Source organism: Salinisphaera sp. Q1T1-3 (assembly GCF_003602005.1).
Taxonomy (GTDB): Bacteria; Pseudomonadota; Gammaproteobacteria; order Nevskiales; family Salinisphaeraceae; genus Salinisphaera.
In genome coordinates, this window is sequence record NZ_QZWD01000016.1 from 22,416 (window position 1) to 40,377 (window position 17,962).

The following is a 17,962-nucleotide window of genomic DNA, read 5'->3' on the forward strand; positions in this document are numbered from 1 at the left end:
AAAAAATCCCGGCTTGGCGCTTTTATGCTTTTCTAGCCTTTTCGTCCGATCGTCGTGCCATGCGTCTGTTGCAAAACCGATTCCAGAGGCTGTATGCAGTCCCTTGTTCGAAAAACGTGCGCTATCGAAATCGATCTTTGAGCTGATACCAGGCGCCCACGGCAGGCAAAAACCACGGGGTGCCGAAATGCCCCGGGATTGCGGGCCAGTTCAGCCCCGCCCATGGATTGCGATCTGCCTCGCCGGTCACGCGTTCGGCGATGACGCCGCCCATATAGACCGACATCTGTACGCCGTGGCCGCTATACCCCATGGCGTAGTGCAAGCCGCGATCACTGCCGGCACGCGGCAAGCGGTCGCGGCTCATATCGACCAGTCCGCCCCAGCAATAATCGATGGCGGTCTCGGCCAGCGACGGGAAAAGATGACAAAGATTGTGCCGCAGCACCGCGCCGGCCTTGCGGTCGGCCCGGGCGTCACTCATGGAAAAGCGGGCCCGACCACCGAACAACAGCCGCCGATCCGACGTGACGCGGAAATAGTGCCCGATCACCCGACTGGTGACGTAATTACGGCGGGCCGGCAGGAGCGTGTCGAGTGTGGATGCCGGTAGAGGGGCGGTGACCAGAATGAAACTGCCCACGGGGACAATTCGGCGTCGGAACCAACCCAATGGGCCGACGCGCGACGTGCCCGTCGCCAGTACGACCTGTTCGGCCACGGCGCGGCCGGTCGGGGTACGCAGCTCGAATCCGAGGGTATGCCGATCCAGCGCGAGCAGTGGCGTATTCTCGTGAATCGTGGCCCCGTGTCGAGCGGCTGCCTCGGCAATTCCGACCCCGAAACGCCCGACGTGCAGCTGGGCGGCGTCAGGCATCAGCAGGGCGCCATGGAATGCCGCCGAGCCGATCTCGTCGCGAACCCGGGCGGCATCGAATAATTCGGTCTTGGCATCGAATCCATCGTTCATCAGCCGATGCGCCGCCGCCAGGTTCTCGTAATGCCGAGGCTTGGCGGCCAGCTTGAGTTTGCCGCAGCGGCGGAAATCACAGTCGATATTCTCGTCGATAACCAGGCGTTCGACGTCGGCCACGGCAGCGGAATAAGCCTGGTGAAACCGCATGGCCGTGTCGCGACCGTGCGTCTGGATGATCTTGGCGTAGTCGTGGGCCAAGCCCGTATTACACTGGCCGCCATTGCGCCCAGAGGCTTCGCCAATCACCGGGCCGGCATCGAGCACCAGGACCGAAACCCCTTGGCGTGCCAGTCGAAGCGCCGTCGACAAACCCGTGAATCCGGCGCCGATCACGGCCACGTCGAAGCGGCCCTCGACCGGCTGGTCGGCGCCGCTTTGAAACGCCGGGGCGGTGTCTAGCCAGTAGGGTGTCGATCGCATCGTATCGGCTCGCCAGTCGATCCTACAGACCCACCAGGGTCGCGAGTCCGTGCGTATCGGCGACTTCCGTGGCGCCGTAACCGGGGGTATATGGCTCATGCCCGCGATTGATGAACGCCTTGTCTCGAATGCCCATGAACGCCGCACTGAACAGGTCGTAGCGAAAGCTCGACGACACGTGCAGCAATTCTTCGGGTGCACAGCCCAGGGTGTCGATCATGGCTTCGAAGGCGGCCAGGCGGGGTTTGTAAACCTTGAAACGCTCGGCGGTGAACACGTGCGCGAACGGCACCCCGAGTTTCTCGACGTTCGCCATGATCTGATCTTCCGAAGCATTGGAATAGATCACCAGCGGAATCTTGTCGGCGATTCGTGCCAGGCCTTCGGTCACATCCGGATGTGGCCCCCAGGTCGGCACGGCGTCGTAGAACGCCATGCCCTCGGCATCGTCGTAGGCCAGACCCCAGCGGTGACAGGTGCGTTCCAGTGCGTTTCGAACCACCTGGTCATAAGGCTGGTAGGCACCGAGCACTTCGTCGAAACGATAGGCGGCGAAATCCGTGCAGAAGCGCGCCATCCGCTCGGCATCGGGAATGCGATCAGCGAACCGCTCCTTGGCCAGATCGGTCATCTGGAAGTGAGTCAGCGTCCCGTAGCAATCGAAGGTGATGTAACGGGGCCGCATGATGTCGCTCATAGATCTGATCCTTTATTGCCGGTCGGGGTCGATGACGGCGTGCCGAAGCTGCCGATGCGCCTCGTCAAGCGCTGTCATCAATCTTAGGCAGGAGATCGCGGCATGTGGCGCTCATATCTTTCGGTCGCGCCGCATTTTCTGCTGCGGGAAAGGCTTTCGCGGCCGGATCTGTCGAATTGCCGCTTTTCCAGAGGTCAGCGTGGTCATGGCCGCGAGGCGATGCGAATATCGAGCCGATTCGCAACGTCTCGGACCATGGGCAAGGAGGAATGAATGCGCGCTTCTGATCAGGGCCTGCATCGGGATGATCTCGATACCGGTTATACATGGCGTGATCTGGAAACCGCCGATCTGGACGGTGCCTGTCGGCTATCCGAGGCCCTCGGTTGGCCGCACCGGCGTGAAGACTGGGCCAGTCTTTTGACGGTCGGTCGCGGCATGGCCCTGGTCCACGAGGGCCGTTTGATCGGCACGGGCCTGTGTATTCCTCAGGGCGTGCTGGCGACCATTGCCCTGATCGTGATCGACGAGGCGTATCGCGGTCTTGGCCTCGGCAAGCAGATGATGACCCGCGTCATGGCCTTGGCCGGGGATCTGCCGATGCTGCTTGTAGCCACCACAGCCGGCGCCCCGATGTACGAAAAATTCGGTTTCATCAATCGTCATCCGGTGGCCCAGTATCAGGGCGTGGCGACAGCTATCGACGCGCTCGGTGATCCTCGCGTCGAGGACATGCAAGGCGCCGATCGCGAGGCGATCGAACATCTGGCCGAGGCCGGCAGCGGTCGCGGCGCGGTGCTCCACGCGACGCTGGCGGCAGCCGGGGCTGTCAAGGTTTATCGCGACGACCAGGGCGATGTCGTCGGTTTCGCTGTACGACGCGCGTTCGGGAAAGGCGAGGTGATCGGGCCGGTGGTCGCGCATGAACAAGCCGAGGCCGAGGCGCTGGTCGATGCGCTGCTTGCCCAGGCGACGGGTCGCTTCGTGCGCATGGATATCCTGAACGACGGGCTGGCGGCCGAGTGGCTGGCCGAACGCGGGCTACAGGGCGTCGCGCGGATCATTCAGATGAGTCGCGGCGAACTGCCGATACCGGCGTCCGACTCCGGTGCCACACATATGTTGCGTCAGTTCACGCTGACCACCCAGGCGCTCGGTTAGTAGCCATGAGCGATACACTGGCGGACTGCATTGAGGTCCTCGCCCCACAGCTGACGGCGTGGCGTCGGGATTTCCATCGATATCCCGAGCAGGGCTGGACCGAGTTCCGTACCGCCGCGATCATCGCCGAGCGGCTCGATGATCTGGGCTGGACGGTGACGGCGGGCGCCGAAGTCGTGGATGCGGCGGCGCGCATGGGGGTCCCGGATGAGGCCACGCTGTCGGCTGCGTTCGAACGCGCGCGGGCCGCCGGTGTCAGTGAAGCCTGGCTGGATCGATTCGCGGGCGGCTTGACCGGGGTGGTCGCCATGCTGGACAGCGGCCGGCCGGGGCCGACGCTGGGTATTCGGGTCGATCTCGATGCCTTGCCGATTCAGGAAGCCCGGGATGCGGTCCATCGACCGGCCGGCGAGGGTTTCGTGTCTTGCCATGCGGGCTCGATGCACGCCTGCGGCCACGATGGCCACGCCGCGATCGGGCTCGGGCTGGCGGAGGTGCTCGCCGCCGATCGCGATCGGCTCGTCGGACGAGTGAAGCTGATCTTCCAGCCGGCGGAGGAAGGGGTGCGCGGAGCCGCCGCGCTGGCCGAGGCCGGCGTGGTCGATGACGTGGACCGGTTCGTCGCCGTGCATCTGGGGCTCGGCTGCCCAAGCGGCACGGTAGTGTGTGGCTGCGACGGTTTTCTGGCCACCAGCAAACTCGACGTGCGATTCGACGGTCGTTCGGCGCATGCCGGCGGGCAACCGGAAGCCGGGCGCAATGCCTTGCTCGCGGCAGCGTTCGCGGTCACGGGGTTGCATGCCATCGCGCCGCACAGTCTGGGGGCGTCGCGTCTCAATGTAGGGCGTTTGCAGGCCGGTACGGCGCGTAACGCGATCGCGGATCGCGCCGAGTTGCAGATTGAAACCCGCGGCACGACCACCGCAATCGATGACTACGTGCGCGCGCGTGCCGTGCAGGTCATCCAGGGCGCGGCGGACGCCCAGCAGGTGACTGCGGAAATCACCTGTGTCGGCCGGGCCGTGGAATGCTTGGCCAGCCCGGATTGGGTCGCCCGAATCGTGGAAGTCGTCGCGGGCCTGCCCGGTATCGAACAGGTGATTGACCGCGACCGGCAGCCGCGCGGTTCCGAGGACGCCACCACACTCATGGCGCGCGTCCAGGCCCGAGGCGGATGGGCAACTTATATGATCGTCGGTTCCGATCTGGCGGCAGGTCATCATCAGCCGGATTTCGATATCGACGAATCTCGCCTGCCGGTGGCCGTACGCATCCTGGCCGAAATCGCGCTGGCGGCGGATTCGTGATGTTGGCGGGCGCGATTGCCGATTCAGGACGCCAGCAGTGTCTTGATCGGTACCTGATCCTTGACGATTGGGGATTTGATGACGATATAGCTGTCGAAGCGGTCGATGTCGACCTTGGCATCATCGAGCAGACTTTCCATGGTCTGCTGGAAATGGCCGATGCTACGGGACACGAACCGCAGCAGATAATCGTACCCGCCGCTGATCATGTGGCATTCGAGCAGGCCGTCGACGGTTTCCAGGTACTGTTCGAAGGCACGATGGTGTTCGCATCGGTGTTCGCCCAGTGTCACTTCGGCGAACACGGTCACGCTGTCGGCGATCTTGGTCAGGTCGATTCGGGCCTGATACGAGGTGATGTATTTCGCGGCCTGCAAACGCTTGACCCGTTGCAGGCACGGGCTCGGCGACAGATGCACCGCCTGCGACAGATCCACGTTCGACATCCGGCCGTTGGCCTGAAGCGTGGCCAGGATATCGATATCGATACGGTCGAGTTTGACGGCCATGTCCATTGCAGCCTTCCGGTTGGGTATCGAGGCGACACACCGAGCGTTGCCCGATCAGTGGGCAGCGATCTATGCGCTTTTGCAGTTCAATTTAATGAATCACTTCTTGAAACATCATGTCAATTCGCGGCTGAGCAGTTAGCGTGCTGTTCGTGATGCAAAGCCCATACCAAGAGAAAATAGGTCGTAATAAGGAATCCTGCGATATTGCCGGCATGACAGTCGTTTGTTCAAAGTATATAATATATTGAAAATTAAGAGGCCGTGCCCTTGTTCACGTCATTCGCTTGTCATACCACCAGCCCGGGCTGAATCCATGACCTATGCCGCCCACGATTTCGCCCCCGATGCCGTTGCCCCATCTACGGGGCACTATATCGGCGGCACATACCGAGCCGCCGACGAGGCATCGATCGAAGTGACGCGGCCGAGCGACGGCCGGGTCTACGGGGCCGTGCCGGAAGCGGGCGAGGCCGGGGTCGATGCCGCTGTGGCCAGTGCCGTTACCGCGGCAAGCGAGTCAGGCTGGGCGCGCTGTGCACCACGGGATCGCGCCCGCGTCATGCGACGTTGGGCCGATCTGATCGATACCGATCAACGCTTGACCGAGATCGAGTGTGTCGGCTCCACGCGGCCGATCGGGCAGGCCTGTGCTCAGGACATTCCCTTCACGGCCGAGGCGATCCGGTTCTTTGCGGAATATGCCGACAAGGACGGGGGCGATCTGACAGCCACGCGCGCCGATAGTCTGGGCTTCGTCGCCGCCGAACCGTTTGGCGTGATTGGCGCGATCACGCCATGGAATTTCCCGTTGTCCATGGCGTCGTGGAAATGTGGGCCGGCACTGGCGGCCGGCAATGCCATGGTCATCAAGCCATCCGAACTGACGCCGTTCTCCACCCTGCGGATGGCCGAGCTCGCGGTCGAGGCCGGTATCCCCGCCGGAATCTTCAATGTCGTGCAGGGCACGGGAGCGACGACCGGCGCGGCGCTGGTCCGGCATCCGGATGTCGGCAAGATCAGCTTCACCGGGTCGAACGCGACCGGGCAGCGCATCATGGCCGACGCCGGCGGGGCTGGCGTCAAACCGGTCACTCTTGAGCTCGGCGGCAAGAGCCCGCAACTGGTGTTTGCCGACGTGCCGGATTTCGAGCACGTCGCCCAATGCGTGGTACGGGGCTTCACCGCCAACGGCGGGCAGGCCTGTATTTCGGGTACGCGTCTGATCGTCCACGAACGCCTGGCCCAACCGCTGGTCGAGCGTATCGTGGAAATCGTTTCGAAAATGAAACCCGGGCCGACCTGGGCGGCAACGACCGATTACTGCCCGATCATCGGTCGGGCCCAGGCCGATAAGATCGAGACGCTCGTCGCGCAGGCCAAACAGGCTGGCGCCGAGGTGCTGACCGGTGGCTCACGCTTTGCCGACGGCCCGGGCGGTCTGTTCTATCGGCCGACCGTGCTTGCCAACGTGACCGACGATATGGCCGTCGTCGCGCACGAAGTCTTCGGTCCGGTGCTCACGGTCCAGACCTTTCGCGACGAGGCTGAAGGGATCGCACGGGCAGATCATCCCCATTACGGTCTGGCCGCCGGTGTACATACCCGCGATATCGGCCAGGCGATGCGTGCAATGCGTGGGATTCAGGCCGGTACGATCTGGATCAATCGTTATGGGCGCAGCCGCGATCTCGCGATCCCGACGGGCGGTTACAAGGGCTCGGGGATCGGCAAGGATCTCGGTCGCCAGGCATTCGAGGCCTGTCAGCGATACAAGAGTGTTCTCATGGATTTCGAGGCCTAGGCCTGTTGATGTGTCGTGCGAGTCCGCGCCAAGTGCGCCCTGAAATTGACGATGGGCGGCAAGACGAGGCATAGCACGCATAGCGTGTCATTCTGCGCCAGCGTGCTAGAACGCTGGATTGCCGTCGTGTTCTTGATTTTGGGGGCACTTGTCCCGAAGGGTTGGGCCACAAATCCCGCCCGGCGGCGTTGCGAGTCTGGATCGTGGCACGCCACGATCGGCAACTCGCGTCTTGTCGGACACACTGCGGTCTCTCGACGAAAAGGCGCTCGAACGACACATCCAAAGGCCCTGGACGCCCAATCCCAAACGACAATCGCCTATGAAAACGGAAACGAACGATACCGCCCAACCGTCGGCGACGGATTTCGATGCATCCACGGAGGTCAGTGTCGGTCGACGGCTGCGGCGCATGCGCAAGAGCAAGGGGTTGACCGTGGCGACTCTGGGCGAGCGCGCTGCGGTCTCGGCCGGCATGATCAGCCAGATCGAGCGTGGTCTGTCGAATCCGTCGATTGGCACCCTGGAACGGCTGCGCGGTGTGCTCGGCATTCCCCTGACGGCTTTTTTCGAAGACCGCGACGATCGGGCACCCGCCACGCCGGTGGCGGAACTCGTACGCCGTGCCGATCAGCGGCCGTTCTTCCAGGTCGGAAGCAACGGCATGAGCAAGGCGTTGCTCTCGCCGAGCGGCGATCACGATCTCCAGTTCATGATCATCAGCGTGCCGCCGCATACCCGATCGCACGACGTCATGATCGGTCCGGGCGAAAAAGCCGGGCTGGTACTCGAAGGCCAACTGACCCTGACCTTGGATGAGCGTGTCACGGTGCTTGCGACCGGCGACAGTTTCCAGTTCGACAGCCGCAAGGCCCACGGCGTGGCCAACGAATCCGACGAATCGGTGCGTCTGCTCTGGATCATGCATACCAAACCCCAGCAGGCCGAGTTCTAAGCGCGGCCCTGATCAGGAGAATCAAACCATGCCTATCCAGGTCGATCCGGTGCCCGATAGCGCCGAGCTGCCCGAAGCGGTCGATTTCGCCATCATCGGTGGTGGCATCATCGGCGTCTGCAGCGCCTATGAACTGGCGCGCAAGGGGCATAAGGTCGCCCTGTTCGAAAAAGGCGTGATTGCCGGCGAGCAGTCCGGGCGCAACTGGGGCTGGTGCCGGCAGCAGAACCGCCACATTTTCGAATTGCCCATGGCTATGCACGCGTTGCGCCGTTGGGGCGAACTGGCCGCGGAAATCGGCGAGGACACCGGTTTTCGGCGTGAAGGCATCGTCTATACCACGACCCGCGAAGAAGACATCGAGAAATGGCGCGCTTGGGAGCAGGAGGCACGCCAGCAGGGGTTCATCAGTCATATCCTCGATGCCGACGAAGCCAAGGCGCGCTCCCCGGGGACGACCACTGACTGGGTCGGAGGCTTGTTTTCTCCGGACGACGGACGCGCCGAACCGTCCATGGCTGCGTCGGCCATCGCGCGCGGATTGATCAAACGCGGCGCCACCGTGCACCAGAACTGTGCCGTGCGCGGTCTGGATATCGCGGGCGGACGCGTGACGGGCGTGCATACCGAGCGTGGCCGAGTCCGGGCAAAGACCGTCATCGGCGCCGGCGGGGCCTGGAGCGCGCGGCTGTGTCGACGCCACGGGATCGGCTTGCCAGTGGCCAACGTCGTCGGCACCGCGTTTCGGACTGCGGCCGCCACCGAGGTGACGCCGGGCTGTCTGACCACGCCGACCGTGGCCATGCGACGGCGCATCGACGGCTGCTACACGCTGGCCGTGCCGGGCCGTGGCCGGATCGATCTGGCGCCGCTGGGCATGCGTTATGCCGCCAAGTTCTATGCGGCCTATCAGCGCAAGCTGAAGAAAAAACTGACCTATCGTTTCGGAAAACCTTTTTTCAGCGGCCCGGAAGCGCTCGGGTCCTGGTCTCTCGATGGGGTCTCGCCGTTCGAGAAGACACGTATACTGGACCCGAAGCCCGATGTCCGTCTTGCCCGGGATACGCTGGCCGCCTGCCAGAAAGAATACCCGGAACTGGCGGATATGGAGATCGCCGACATCTGGGCCGGTGCGATCGACACCACGCCCGACTTGATCCCGGTCATCTCGCCGGTCGAGGCCTTGCCGGGATTCATCATCGCCTCGGGCTTCTCCGGCCATGGCTTTGGCATCGGCCCGGGCGCCGGACGCCTGATTGCCGATATGGCCGCCGAGGACGCCCCCTTGCTCGATGCCTCACCCTACCGACTCGATCGATTCTACGACGGGACCCGGCTCAAGCAGCCCGAATTGATGTAGCGAAGACCGGCGCGATGTCTGGTTTCGTCGCCGCCTTGGTCAGGCGACGGTGGAACCGGATCGATAAAATCGAAAAGTTATCGCGTGTCATGTGGAGAGGCGGTAAGTCTCACCCATTGCGGCGTGCCGGTGCGCTTTGCAGATCGAACCGTTTGCGCACGACGCGGGCGTCGCGTTGATAGGTCCGAAAGCCCATCGCCTCGTAATACGCGAGCCCAGTCTGGTTGTCTGCGCCGATCGTGGCATCGATGGTCGGCAGGGCGTGCCTGCGGGCAGCCTCCTGCGTGGCCTCGAAGAGCGCGCGGCCCACGCCCCGACGATGCGCTGCGGGATGGATATGGGTGCCGATGATCCCCCAGCCGGGCGTGACGTCGTAGTCGTTGTCTACCGAGGCGTATTTGAGCGCCTGAAAGCCGAGCGCGCGGTCCTGCTCGTTGACTGCAACGACGCAGGCACGTTGGTCGGGATGATCGAAATAGCGTTGTCGTACAAAATCGGCATCGTGCGGCCGGTCGCGGCCGGTCGCGTCGATGATGGCCGCCAGTACATCGACCAGGGCCGATATATCGGTGGCGCGGGCCGGCCGTATTACAAAATCGGTCATCTCGTTTGTGTGCATGATGTCTCGCGCTGGAAGGGATAGACCGAGCCGAGCCGCAGGATGCCGGTCAACTCGTCCAGCGCGGTCCGGGTTTCGTCGATGAGGGTCGGATCGGCCAGATCGGCGATCGCGAGACGGTCGCGATAGTGCCGTGTCACCCAGGCTGCGAGTTCGTCGTGAAGCGCGTCATCGAGAAACACGCGGGCCTTGATCGCCGCCCGCTCGGCCGGGCTGAGTATGACCCGCAGTCGTAGACAGGCCGGGCCGCCGCCGTTATCCATGCTCTGCTTGACGTCGAACGCCTGCCAGCCCGTGATCGGATTGTCCGGGGCGGCGACGATGCGGTCCAGTTCGGCGGCGACTGTTGGTTCGTGCTCGCATTCGGCCGGCACGATCACGCGCATCGAGCCGTCGGCGTTGCTGAGCAGCTGTGAATTGAACAGATAGGTCGCCACGGCCGTTTCCAGCGAGACCCGGTCCCGGGCCACGCGCACCGGCGCCAACACGGCGCCGATATCCATTAGCCGGGTTTCGAGTGCGTCGAGTGTGGCGGCTTCGTCGGCGAAAGCGTCTTCGTGATAGAGCAGAACCGGCCCGTTGCCGACCGCGATCACGTCGTTATGAAAAACGCCGGCATCGATGGCGGCCGGATTCTGCTGGGCGAAGACGCTCTGGTCCGTGGTCAGGCCGTGTTGGCGCGCCACGGCCTGGCTGGCCTCCAGCGTCTGTCGGGCGCGAAAGTGCTTCGGCGCGCGGCCCTCGGATAGGCCGGTCTGGCCGTAGACGAACAGATGCACGCCGCTGGTCCCGTAGTCATCACACAGCCGGGTGTGATTGGCCGCGCCTTCGTCGCCGAAAGCCGGCGTGGCCGGCAGGATGGGGTGATGGGCGAAATAGGCCTCGTCGGCGAAGATCGCGGCCAGCACGTCGCGGGTGACCGGCGCTTCCAGGGCCCGATGATAACTGGACTGCAGATTGGCGGCGGTGAAATGCACGCGTCGGTCAGCAGCATCCACGCTGGGGGTGACGGTGGCCGCATTCGCTGTCCACATCGCGGCTGCCGAGGAGATCGTCCGGACCAGTGAGAAATCGGCCGCGGCGGCGGCCGCGAGCTGCTCGGCTGGCGTGCCGGGAAACCCCAAGGCGCCCAGGGCGTCGACCGCCGGCCGGGGATGCGGTGGCAGCACGCCCTGCGCGAAACCCGCATCAGCCAGGGCTTTCATCTTGGCCAGCCCCTGTAACGCCGCCTCGCGCGGGTTGGAGACCAGCCCGGCGTGTGCGGCGGCGGCCAGATTGCCGTGGGCCAGCCCGGCATAGTTGTGGGTCGGGCCGACCAGGCCGTCGAAATTGACTTCGCGGGTCGCCGTATCCGAGAAATCGCCGGCGTTCATGCCTCGATCCCGTCGAGCGAGATACCGGCCGGCAGCGTATCGGGCACGGCGGCGCTGGTCGACTCCATCGAGGCCATCGGCCAGGCACAGTAATCGGCCGCGTAATAAGCGCTGGGCCGGTGATTGCCGGAATCGCCGATGCCGCCGAAAGGCGCATCCGAGGCCGCGCCGGTGATCGGCCGGTTCCAGTTGACGATGCCGGCCCGGATCCGCAGCCGGAAATCCTTCCACAGGCCGGATTCACCGCCGATCAGCCCAGCCGACAGGCCATAGGCGGTGTTGTTGGCTTCCCGCAGAGCTTCATCCCAGCTCGAGGTTCGACATACGGTCAGCAACGGGCCGAAGTGTTCGACGTCGTCGACATCGGCATGAGTGACATCGATCAGCGCCGGTGAGAGCAGGCTGGTGCCTTCGCGCAGCCGTTCGGCCGCCTTGATGACATGGGCACCGGCCTCGGCCATCGTGGCCTGGGCCGCCAAGATACCGTCGGCGGCCTCGACTGTCGCCAAGCCGGCATAGAAGGGCGGTGTATCCGTATCCGCCGGGTCACCGACCACGAGCCGACTCATCGCCTTGACCAGGTTGGCAATCAGCGCATCGCCGGCCGGGCCTTCCGGCACGATCAGCCGGCGGGCACAGGTACAGCGCTGGCCGCCGGAGGCAAAGGCCGATTGGAGAATCACCAGTACGGCCGCGGCGATGTCGTAACCGGCCTCGGCGACCACCAGCGGGTTGTTGCCGCCCAGCTCCAGCGCCAGGATCTTGTCGACGCGACCGCCGAAGGCGGCATGCAGCGATTTGCCGGTGGCCGCGGAGCCGGTGAATAACAGGCCGTCGATGCCGTCGTGGCCGGCCAGGGCCTGACCAACGTCCTTGGCTCCTTGCACGAGATTGATCACGCCGTCCGGCAGGCCGGCGGCTTGCCAGCACTGGAGTGTCAGATCGGCCGTGGCGGGCGTGATCTCGCTGGGCTTGAACACGACCGTGTTGCCGGCCAGCAGTGCCGGCACGATATGCCCGTTGGGTAGATGGCCCGGAAAGTTATAGGGGCCGAAGACCGCCAGCACACCGTGTGGCCGATGCCGCAGCACGGCCTGGCCGCCGGGGATGTCCTTGGATCGCTCGCCGGTGCGCTCGTGATAGGCAGTCTGCGAGATCGCGATCTTGCCGATCATCGCACCCACTTCGCTCGCCGCCTCCCAGCGCGGTTTGCCGGTCTCGCGGGAGATGGTTTCGGCCAGTTCTGCCTTGTTCGCTTCGAGCTGGTCGCGGAAGGCTTCACAGATCGCGGCGCGGTCTTCGAAGGGGCGGCGTGCCCAGTCCGCGAAGGCGCCGCGTGCGGCGTCGATCGCGGTGTCGATCTGATCGGCGCTGGCGGTTTCGCCTTGCCAGATCGTGTCGCCGGCGACCGGGTCGGTTTTGGTCAGGGATTCGCCGGTGCCTGGGTGCCATTGGCCGTTGAGGAAGAGTTTTTGTTTGGGTTCTAGGGGCATTGCGGGCTCCGGGCTTTACTATTTGAAGTCGTCGTATTCACGAGCAGCTTCGACGGGCGGTTTCGCACTGCTGTGCAAGTGGCTTCTTTTGCTTGTCCAAAAGAAGCCACCAAGAAAAAGACACCCGGTCCGGCGCCGGCTTTGCCGGTCCACTCCGAAACGAAGCGTCGACGGGATGCGCCCAGAACTCGCATCGCTTTGGCGATGCTCAGACATGCTGGACGCACCGGCGCATGCGCCGGACACCCGCCGCCGCTCCGTTTCTCTGTCGCCGGCCTGACGGGACTTGTAATACAAACGAGATAACTTCCGGCCTACAGGCGGGCCGATGCGTTGCGTGGCACCGATCGTATCGGTACGACGCGAATCCCAAAGTCGGTCCGCGCTGTATTCGCTTCCCTTCAGACGCCCACGGAGGCGCGCAGGACCGATGGGTGTCCAGCGCACGGCGCCGGTGCGGCCAGCTTGTCTGAGCGCGGCTAAAGCCGCGTGAGTTCTGGCCGTTTCCCATCGGACCGAGTACCGCATTGCACCCGCGAAGCAGACGGCTATGAGGGTGTTTTTCTCTTTGCTTGGTTTCGTTTGGACGGGCAAACGAAAGTGACTCGCACAACAGTGCGAAATCGCTCGGCCAACGCTGCACATGAGTGCTAACGGTTCCCGCGCGCAATTTGGCTGCCATGGAACATCCGGCCGATATAGACGACTCAATCACTCAGCACTCGCAACCGCGCCCCGTCCTCAATCCCGAGCCGTGCCGCTTCTTCGGGATGCACGACAAGCCGATCGCCGTCGGGCGCCCGCCCGACCCAGGCCGCTCGAAAATCGGCACAGCGATCGGTGGTCGCCGCGAGCGTCAACGGCGTGCCGGGCTTGGCGGCGCTGTCGTCGATGATCGCCTCGACCTCGGTCGATTCGCGTACGGCCTTCACGTCGTCGAGATAGGCCTCGACCGTGGGCCCGGCATCGAAGATATCGATATAGCCTTCGAAGCGCAGGCCCTGGGCGCGCAGCATGGCCAGCGCCGGCTTGGTCTGTTCGTGGACCGCGCCGATGGTCTCGCGGGCGTCGGCCGGCAGCATGGCGGTACAGATCGGATAGCGTGGCATCAGCTCGCCGATGAACGATTTCTGGCCGAGGCCGGTCAAGCGATCGGCGTCGCCGAAATCGATGGGGAAGAAGTGCTGGCCGAGCGCGGTCCAGAACGGGTTGACGTCGGCGTCGTCGAAACGGCCCCGCATCTCGGCCAGTACCCGGTCGGGAAAGCGATGCCGATAGGCGGCCATGAACAGCCAGCGCATGCGCGACAGAAGCGTACCGTTGCGCGCGCCACGGGTTCGCCAGTCCGGTCGCAGATACAGCGAGCAGACCTCTGCATCGCCGGTATGGTCGGAGGACAGGAACAGCGTGTCGATCACGCGGTTGAGGCCGAGCTGTGCCGAGGACTGGGCCATGCGGCCCACGCGATAGTTGTAGAACGGGGCATCCAGACCGACCCGGGCCTCGATCGCACAACAGCCGGCGATCCGATCGGCGACCGGTCCGTCGACGGCGTCGTCCTCGAGCACGAAGAAATACAGATCGGGGGCGCTGGCCAGGCTGGCATCGTCCTCGGTCTTGTCGAAGGCGCGCCGTGTCTCGGCGATATGCTCGGCGAGAAAGTCACGGTTGTCCGGCAGCGAGGTGAATCCGGCCCCGGTCTCGATCGCGATCGTGTGCAGGGCCTCGAGATCGGTCTCTTCGATCGGGCGGATCAGCATGGGGCGTCGCCTCGGTCCAGCGGATGGAGGGGCGCGGCCAGCACGGCACGGCCCGTGCTCAGCGCCAGCGCGTCCGCGTCGTCACTGGTCATGCAAAGCTGGCCGGTGCCGGAGGTGGTGTAGGGGGCCGCAATACAGCGATAGTCGGCACACTGCTGGTTGGCCAGCAGCGCTGTGGCCGCCGGCGGCGGGGCATGGCGATTATCGATCGTCACCGGGTGCCAGCGGTTGTTGCGTACGCTGTTGAGCCGTTCGAACGTGCATTCGAGCAACAGGCCGCCGTCGAACAGGTCGATATGGCGGGAATCGGCGAAGCCTTCGGCTCGCAGGTCCGCGGCGGCGGTGACGTGCCGGGCATGGATCGCGCCGATCGCGGCTCGGCCGGTCTCACTCAACAACGGCTCGTACAACGGAAACGGCGGCATGACCTCGGCGATGAAGCTCTTGGAGTGGATGCCGGCCATTTCGTTGATCTCGCCGAAATCCTTGACGAAGAAATGCCGGCCCACGGCTTCCCAGAACGCCGAGGTGCCGGTTTCATCCAGCGGCCCGGGCATCGCCACCGCCAGGCCCGGCATGAAGCGCTCCGGGTGCTGGGCCACGAACATCAGCCGCGCGCGTCGCAGCAGGCGTTCGCCGATGGTGCCGCGATGTTCGGCGGCGATCGAGAAAGCACAGAGCAGGCTGGCCTCGGAGAGTTCGTGCGACAGCGACAGGATCGCGACCTCGCGACGCACATCGAGTTGCTGGGAGGCATGGATGAGCGTTTCGCGGCGCCATGTGTAATAGGCCTCGCGCGCGCCGGCTCGGGCCCGGATGCTGGCGGTGCCGACGACTTCGCCCGCGTACTCGAGTACGAAGACATATATCTGGCCGTTGGGCGCGGCCACCGAGGCCGACAGGGCTTCCTCGGAGGCTGTCAGCCGGTCGCGAAGCCGGTCGCGATGCGCCGGCAGATTGGTCAGCGGTGGCTGGGCGCCGGCGGCAAGCGCCACCAGCGCATCGAGATCCGTGGGCTTGCCGGGGCGTACAAGATACATCGCGAGGCGCGCCGGCTCAGGCCAGCGCGTCCGCAACGCGTCCGATCGCCTTGTCGAGTCGGGCCATGCCCTCGCGAATATCGGCTTCGGGAATGATGAGCGAAGGCGCGAAGCGCAGCACGCTCGGTCCGGCCACGAGCAGCATCACGCCCTCGTCGATGCCGGCTTTGAGTGTGTCGCGCCCGGCCTCGCCAAAGCGGGCGTTGAACTCGGCACCGATGAGCAGGCCGAGGCCGCGAATTTCGGTGAAACAATCGTATTTGGCGTTGATCTTCTCGAGTTCGCTACGAAACAGATCGTGCCTTGCGGCCACGCCGTCCAGTACCTCGGGCGTGTTGATGGTCGTGACCGCAGCCTGCGCGACGGCAGCCCCCAGCGGATTGCCACCGTAGGTGGAACCGTGCGTGCCGACCACGAAGACTTCGGCGATCTTGTCGGTGGTCAGCATCGCGCCGATCGGAAATCCGCCGCCGAGCGCCTTGGCACTGGTCAGGATGTCCGGCGTGACGCCGTAGTGCATATAGGCATAGAGACGGCCCGTGCGGCCTACGCCGCACTGGACTTCGTCGAAGATCAGCAATGCGTTGTGCTCGTCGGCAAGCTGACGCAGGCCTTCCAGAAACGCCTGATCGCCCGGCGTGACTCCGCCTTCGCCCTGGAAGGGCTCGACCATGATCGCGCAGGTCTCGTCGTTGACGAGTTCGCGCGCGGAGTCGAGGTTGTTGTATTCGCCGTGGACGATGCCGCCCGGCACCGGCCCGAAGCCCTGGGTGTATTTCTCCTGACCGCCGACCGAGACCGTGAACCACGTGCGGCCGTGGAACGACTTGCAAAAGGACACGATGCGGTCCTTGGCCTCGCCGTAATGATCGTGGGCATAACGCCGGGCCAGCTTGAGCGCGGCTTCGTTGGCTTCGCCGCCGGAATTGCAGAAGAACGCCTTATCCGCGAAGGTCGATTCGACCAGGGTCCGGGCCAGCCGCAGCGCGGGCTCGTTGGCATAGACATTCGAAAGGTGCCAGAGCGTTTCGCCCTGCGTCTTCAAGGCCTCGACCAGGGCCGGATGCGCATGGCCCAGCGCGTTGACCGCGATGCCGCCGGCGAAATCGATGTACTCGCGCCCGGCCTGATCCCACAGACGGCTGCCCTCGCCGCGTACGGGCACCACCGCCTGCGGGTTGTAGTTGGGCAGCATGTAAGTCGTGAAATCGTCGCGGGTTGGCGTCCAGTCCATGGGTTCGTGTCCGGTGTGCGGGCCAGTGAATAGGCGGCCTATTGTGGCCTGTTGTCCATGTCGGGTCACGTCGGCCGGATTCGGCATGCGCCGATCGTCGTATTGGCAGGGCTGCGATGTCGTTGGTTCAATTTAGTTCGTAAAGTTAACGAACTAAATTGAACCAATCGTGAGCCGGGCCGCTGCCACTCGCCGACGCGACAACCAGAGCCGGGTGCTCGAGGCCCTGCGCCGCGACGGCCCGGCGTCGAGGGCCGAGCTTGCCCGTGCGCTGGGGCTCAGCAAGGTCACGTTGTCCGCGATCGCTCAGCAGGCGTTGCAGGACGGGTGGCTGGTCGAGCGCAACGCTGCCGGCGGCGGCGTCGGTCGGCGCCCGACGCTCCTGGCACTGGCCCCGGCGCTCGGCGTGACCGGTGCGGTGGATATCCATGCCGACAGCCTGTCCGTACGGATCAGCGACCTGCGCGGCGCGGTACTGGCCGAGGCCACCCGCGATACGCCGACCGCCGAGGCGGCGCTCGTCCATCGGGTGCAGGACGAACTCGCCGCCGCCTGTCAGGCCTGCGGCCACGAGGTCAGCGCGCTGCGTGCCGTCGTTTTCAGTCTGCCGGCGGCGATCGACGTCGACGGCCGGCTCAATGCGGTGGGTGAGCCAGCGTGCCTGGCCGGCATCGATTGGGTCACAGCGCTCGAGGCGTGGCTACCAGACGTCGCCGTGGCCCTGATCAACAATAGCAACGCCGCGGCCCTGGCCGAACACGCCGAGGGCGCCGCCGCAGCCTGGGTGAACTTCGCCTATGTCGGCATCGGTCAATCCGGGCTCGGGGCGGGGCTGGTGCTCGACAACATGCTCTATCGCGGTACGCGGCACGGGGCCGGCGAGATCGGGGCGCTCGTGCTCGGTGATGATGATTACGCACTCGACGGTCTGGCGAAATCGCCGCGGACCGCCGCGTTCTATCGCCGGCTGGCCCAGCTGGTTGCGCTGATGGACCACCTGCTTGATCTCGACGGCGTCGTACTGCACGCCGCGGACCTGGACCATGCGACCTGGACCCGCGAGCTGCCCCGGGCGCTCGCCGACTGCGCCATCCGGCCGGTGACCCTGCGCGTGGCCGCACTCGGTGAGCGCGGCCCGCTCGTCGGCGCGGCCCGGCTGGCCGCGGATACCGCCTGGCGTCATCTCGAACAGCGCATGGCCGAGGCGGACTGACACGACATCACAAGCAAGAAACAACACGGAGGAGGCGGCCG

General features: G+C 64.8%; 15 protein-coding genes. 6 read left to right on the forward strand and 9 right to left on the reverse strand.

Annotation, left to right across the window (positions count from 1 at the left end):
- Positions 1 to 121: 121 nt before the first annotated feature.
- Complete coding sequence (locus D3260_RS13830) at positions 122 to 1,396, reverse strand: FAD-binding oxidoreductase (RefSeq protein ID WP_120099200.1); 1,275 nt, start codon at positions 1,394 to 1,396, stop codon at positions 122 to 124.
- 22 nt (positions 1,397 to 1,418) lie between these two features.
- Entirely contained in the window at positions 1,419 to 2,093 is a 675-nt protein-coding gene (locus D3260_RS13835) for a haloacid dehalogenase type II (RefSeq protein ID WP_120099201.1), read from the reverse strand.
- 273 nt (positions 2,094 to 2,366) lie between these two features.
- Here D3260_RS13835 and D3260_RS13840 point away from each other — a divergent pair, with 273 nt between their 5' ends.
- Both D3260_RS13840 and D3260_RS13845 read left to right on the forward strand, forming a co-directional pair.
- Positions 2,367 to 3,254: a GNAT family N-acetyltransferase gene (locus tag D3260_RS13840; protein ID WP_120099202.1), complete on the forward strand. Its 888-nt coding sequence runs from the start codon at positions 2,367 to 2,369 to the stop codon at positions 3,252 to 3,254.
- Between the two features lie 5 nt (positions 3,255 to 3,259).
- Positions 3,260 to 4,561 carry an amidohydrolase gene (locus D3260_RS13845; protein WP_120099203.1) on the forward strand — a complete coding sequence of 434 codons (1,302 nt, stop codon included), beginning with the start codon at positions 3,260 to 3,262 and terminating at the stop codon, positions 4,559 to 4,561.
- 23 nt (positions 4,562 to 4,584) lie between these two features.
- Here the strand turns inward: D3260_RS13845 and D3260_RS13850 are convergent, their stop codons facing one another.
- Complete coding sequence (locus D3260_RS13850) at positions 4,585 to 5,076, reverse strand: Lrp/AsnC family transcriptional regulator (protein ID WP_120099204.1); 492 nt, start codon at positions 5,074 to 5,076, stop codon at positions 4,585 to 4,587.
- A gap of 310 nt (positions 5,077 to 5,386) precedes the next feature.
- Here D3260_RS13850 and D3260_RS13855 point away from each other — a divergent pair, with 310 nt between their 5' ends.
- The 3 genes from D3260_RS13855 to D3260_RS13865 all read left to right on the forward strand — a co-directional run bounded on the left by D3260_RS13855 (position 5,387) and on the right by D3260_RS13865 (position 9,189).
- Positions 5,387 to 6,874 (forward strand): aldehyde dehydrogenase, encoded by a 1,488-nt coding sequence (locus tag D3260_RS13855; protein ID WP_120099205.1) that lies wholly within the window; start codon positions 5,387 to 5,389, stop codon positions 6,872 to 6,874.
- A gap of 322 nt (positions 6,875 to 7,196) precedes the next feature.
- A complete protein-coding gene (locus D3260_RS13860) occupies positions 7,197 to 7,829 on the forward strand; it encodes a cupin domain-containing protein (RefSeq protein WP_120099206.1) in 633 nt (210 codons plus the stop codon).
- Positions 7,830 to 7,857: 28 nt separating this feature from the next.
- Positions 7,858 to 9,189 (forward strand): FAD-binding oxidoreductase, encoded by a 1,332-nt coding sequence (locus D3260_RS13865; RefSeq protein ID WP_120099207.1) that lies wholly within the window; start codon positions 7,858 to 7,860, stop codon positions 9,187 to 9,189.
- Positions 9,190 to 9,298: 109 nt separating this feature from the next.
- On the opposite strand, the gene D3260_RS13870 is transcribed toward D3260_RS13865, so the two are convergent.
- The 6 genes from D3260_RS13870 to D3260_RS13895 form a co-directional block, all read right to left on the reverse strand.
- Positions 9,299 to 9,793 (reverse strand): GNAT family N-acetyltransferase, encoded by a 495-nt coding sequence (locus D3260_RS13870; RefSeq protein WP_120099208.1) that lies wholly within the window; start codon positions 9,791 to 9,793, stop codon positions 9,299 to 9,301.
- Positions 9,790 to 11,181: an N-succinylarginine dihydrolase gene (gene astB / locus D3260_RS13875; protein WP_120099209.1), complete on the reverse strand. Its 1,392-nt coding sequence runs from the start codon at positions 11,179 to 11,181 to the stop codon at positions 9,790 to 9,792. The genes D3260_RS13870 and astB overlap by 4 nt, the downstream gene beginning before the upstream one ends.
- The gene (gene astD / locus D3260_RS13880) at positions 11,178 to 12,674 is read right to left on the reverse strand and encodes a succinylglutamate-semialdehyde dehydrogenase (RefSeq protein ID WP_120099210.1); all 1,497 of its coding nucleotides are present in this window, start codon (positions 12,672 to 12,674) and stop codon (positions 11,178 to 11,180) included. The genes astB and astD overlap by 4 nt, the downstream gene beginning before the upstream one ends.
- A gap of 707 nt (positions 12,675 to 13,381) precedes the next feature.
- The gene (locus tag D3260_RS13885; protein WP_120099211.1) at positions 13,382 to 14,434 is read right to left on the reverse strand and encodes an arginine N-succinyltransferase; all 1,053 of its coding nucleotides are present in this window, start codon (positions 14,432 to 14,434) and stop codon (positions 13,382 to 13,384) included.
- Positions 14,428 to 15,474 carry an arginine N-succinyltransferase gene (locus tag D3260_RS13890; RefSeq protein WP_120099253.1) on the reverse strand — a complete coding sequence of 349 codons (1,047 nt, stop codon included), beginning with the start codon at positions 15,472 to 15,474 and terminating at the stop codon, positions 14,428 to 14,430. The genes D3260_RS13885 and D3260_RS13890 overlap by 7 nt, the downstream gene beginning before the upstream one ends.
- Positions 15,475 to 15,490: 16 nt before the next feature.
- A complete protein-coding gene (locus D3260_RS13895) occupies positions 15,491 to 16,708 on the reverse strand; it encodes an aspartate aminotransferase family protein (RefSeq protein WP_120099212.1) in 1,218 nt (405 codons plus the stop codon).
- Positions 16,709 to 16,877: 169 nt separating this feature from the next.
- Between D3260_RS13895 and D3260_RS13900 the strand changes: the two genes are divergently transcribed.
- Positions 16,878 to 17,921, forward strand: coding sequence for an ROK family transcriptional regulator (locus tag D3260_RS13900; protein ID WP_120099213.1), 1,044 nt, complete (start codon positions 16,878 to 16,880; stop codon positions 17,919 to 17,921).
- Positions 17,922 to 17,962: the final 41 nt, after the last annotated feature.

Bases quoted from the DNA above. Each gene is read 5' to 3' on its own strand.
- D3260_RS13830 (WP_120099200.1), bottom strand. From the start codon at position 1,396: ATGCGATCGACACCCTACTGGCTAGACACCGCCCCGGCGTTTCAAAGC.
- D3260_RS13835 (WP_120099201.1), bottom strand. From the start codon at position 2,093: ATGAGCGACATCATGCGGCCCCGTTACATCACCTTCGATTGCTACGGG.
- D3260_RS13840 (WP_120099202.1), top strand. From the start codon at position 2,367: ATGCGCGCTTCTGATCAGGGCCTGCATCGGGATGATCTCGATACCGGT.
- D3260_RS13845 (WP_120099203.1), top strand. From the start codon at position 3,260: ATGAGCGATACACTGGCGGACTGCATTGAGGTCCTCGCCCCACAGCTG.
- D3260_RS13850 (WP_120099204.1), bottom strand. From the start codon at position 5,076: ATGGACATGGCCGTCAAACTCGACCGTATCGATATCGATATCCTGGCC.
- D3260_RS13855 (WP_120099205.1), top strand. From the start codon at position 5,387: ATGACCTATGCCGCCCACGATTTCGCCCCCGATGCCGTTGCCCCATCT.
- D3260_RS13860 (WP_120099206.1), top strand. From the start codon at position 7,197: ATGAAAACGGAAACGAACGATACCGCCCAACCGTCGGCGACGGATTTC.
- D3260_RS13865 (WP_120099207.1), top strand. From the start codon at position 7,858: ATGCCTATCCAGGTCGATCCGGTGCCCGATAGCGCCGAGCTGCCCGAA.
- D3260_RS13870 (WP_120099208.1), bottom strand. From the start codon at position 9,793: ATGACCGATTTTGTAATACGGCCGGCCCGCGCCACCGATATATCGGCC.
- astB (WP_120099209.1), bottom strand. From the start codon at position 11,181: ATGAACGCCGGCGATTTCTCGGATACGGCGACCCGCGAAGTCAATTTC.
- astD (WP_120099210.1), bottom strand. From the start codon at position 12,674: ATGCCCCTAGAACCCAAACAAAAACTCTTCCTCAACGGCCAATGGCAC.
- D3260_RS13885 (WP_120099211.1), bottom strand. From the start codon at position 14,434: ATGCTGATCCGCCCGATCGAAGAGACCGATCTCGAGGCCCTGCACACG.
- D3260_RS13890 (WP_120099253.1), bottom strand. From the start codon at position 15,474: ATGTATCTTGTACGCCCCGGCAAGCCCACGGATCTCGATGCGCTGGTG.
- D3260_RS13895 (WP_120099212.1), bottom strand. From the start codon at position 16,708: ATGGACTGGACGCCAACCCGCGACGATTTCACGACTTACATGCTGCCC.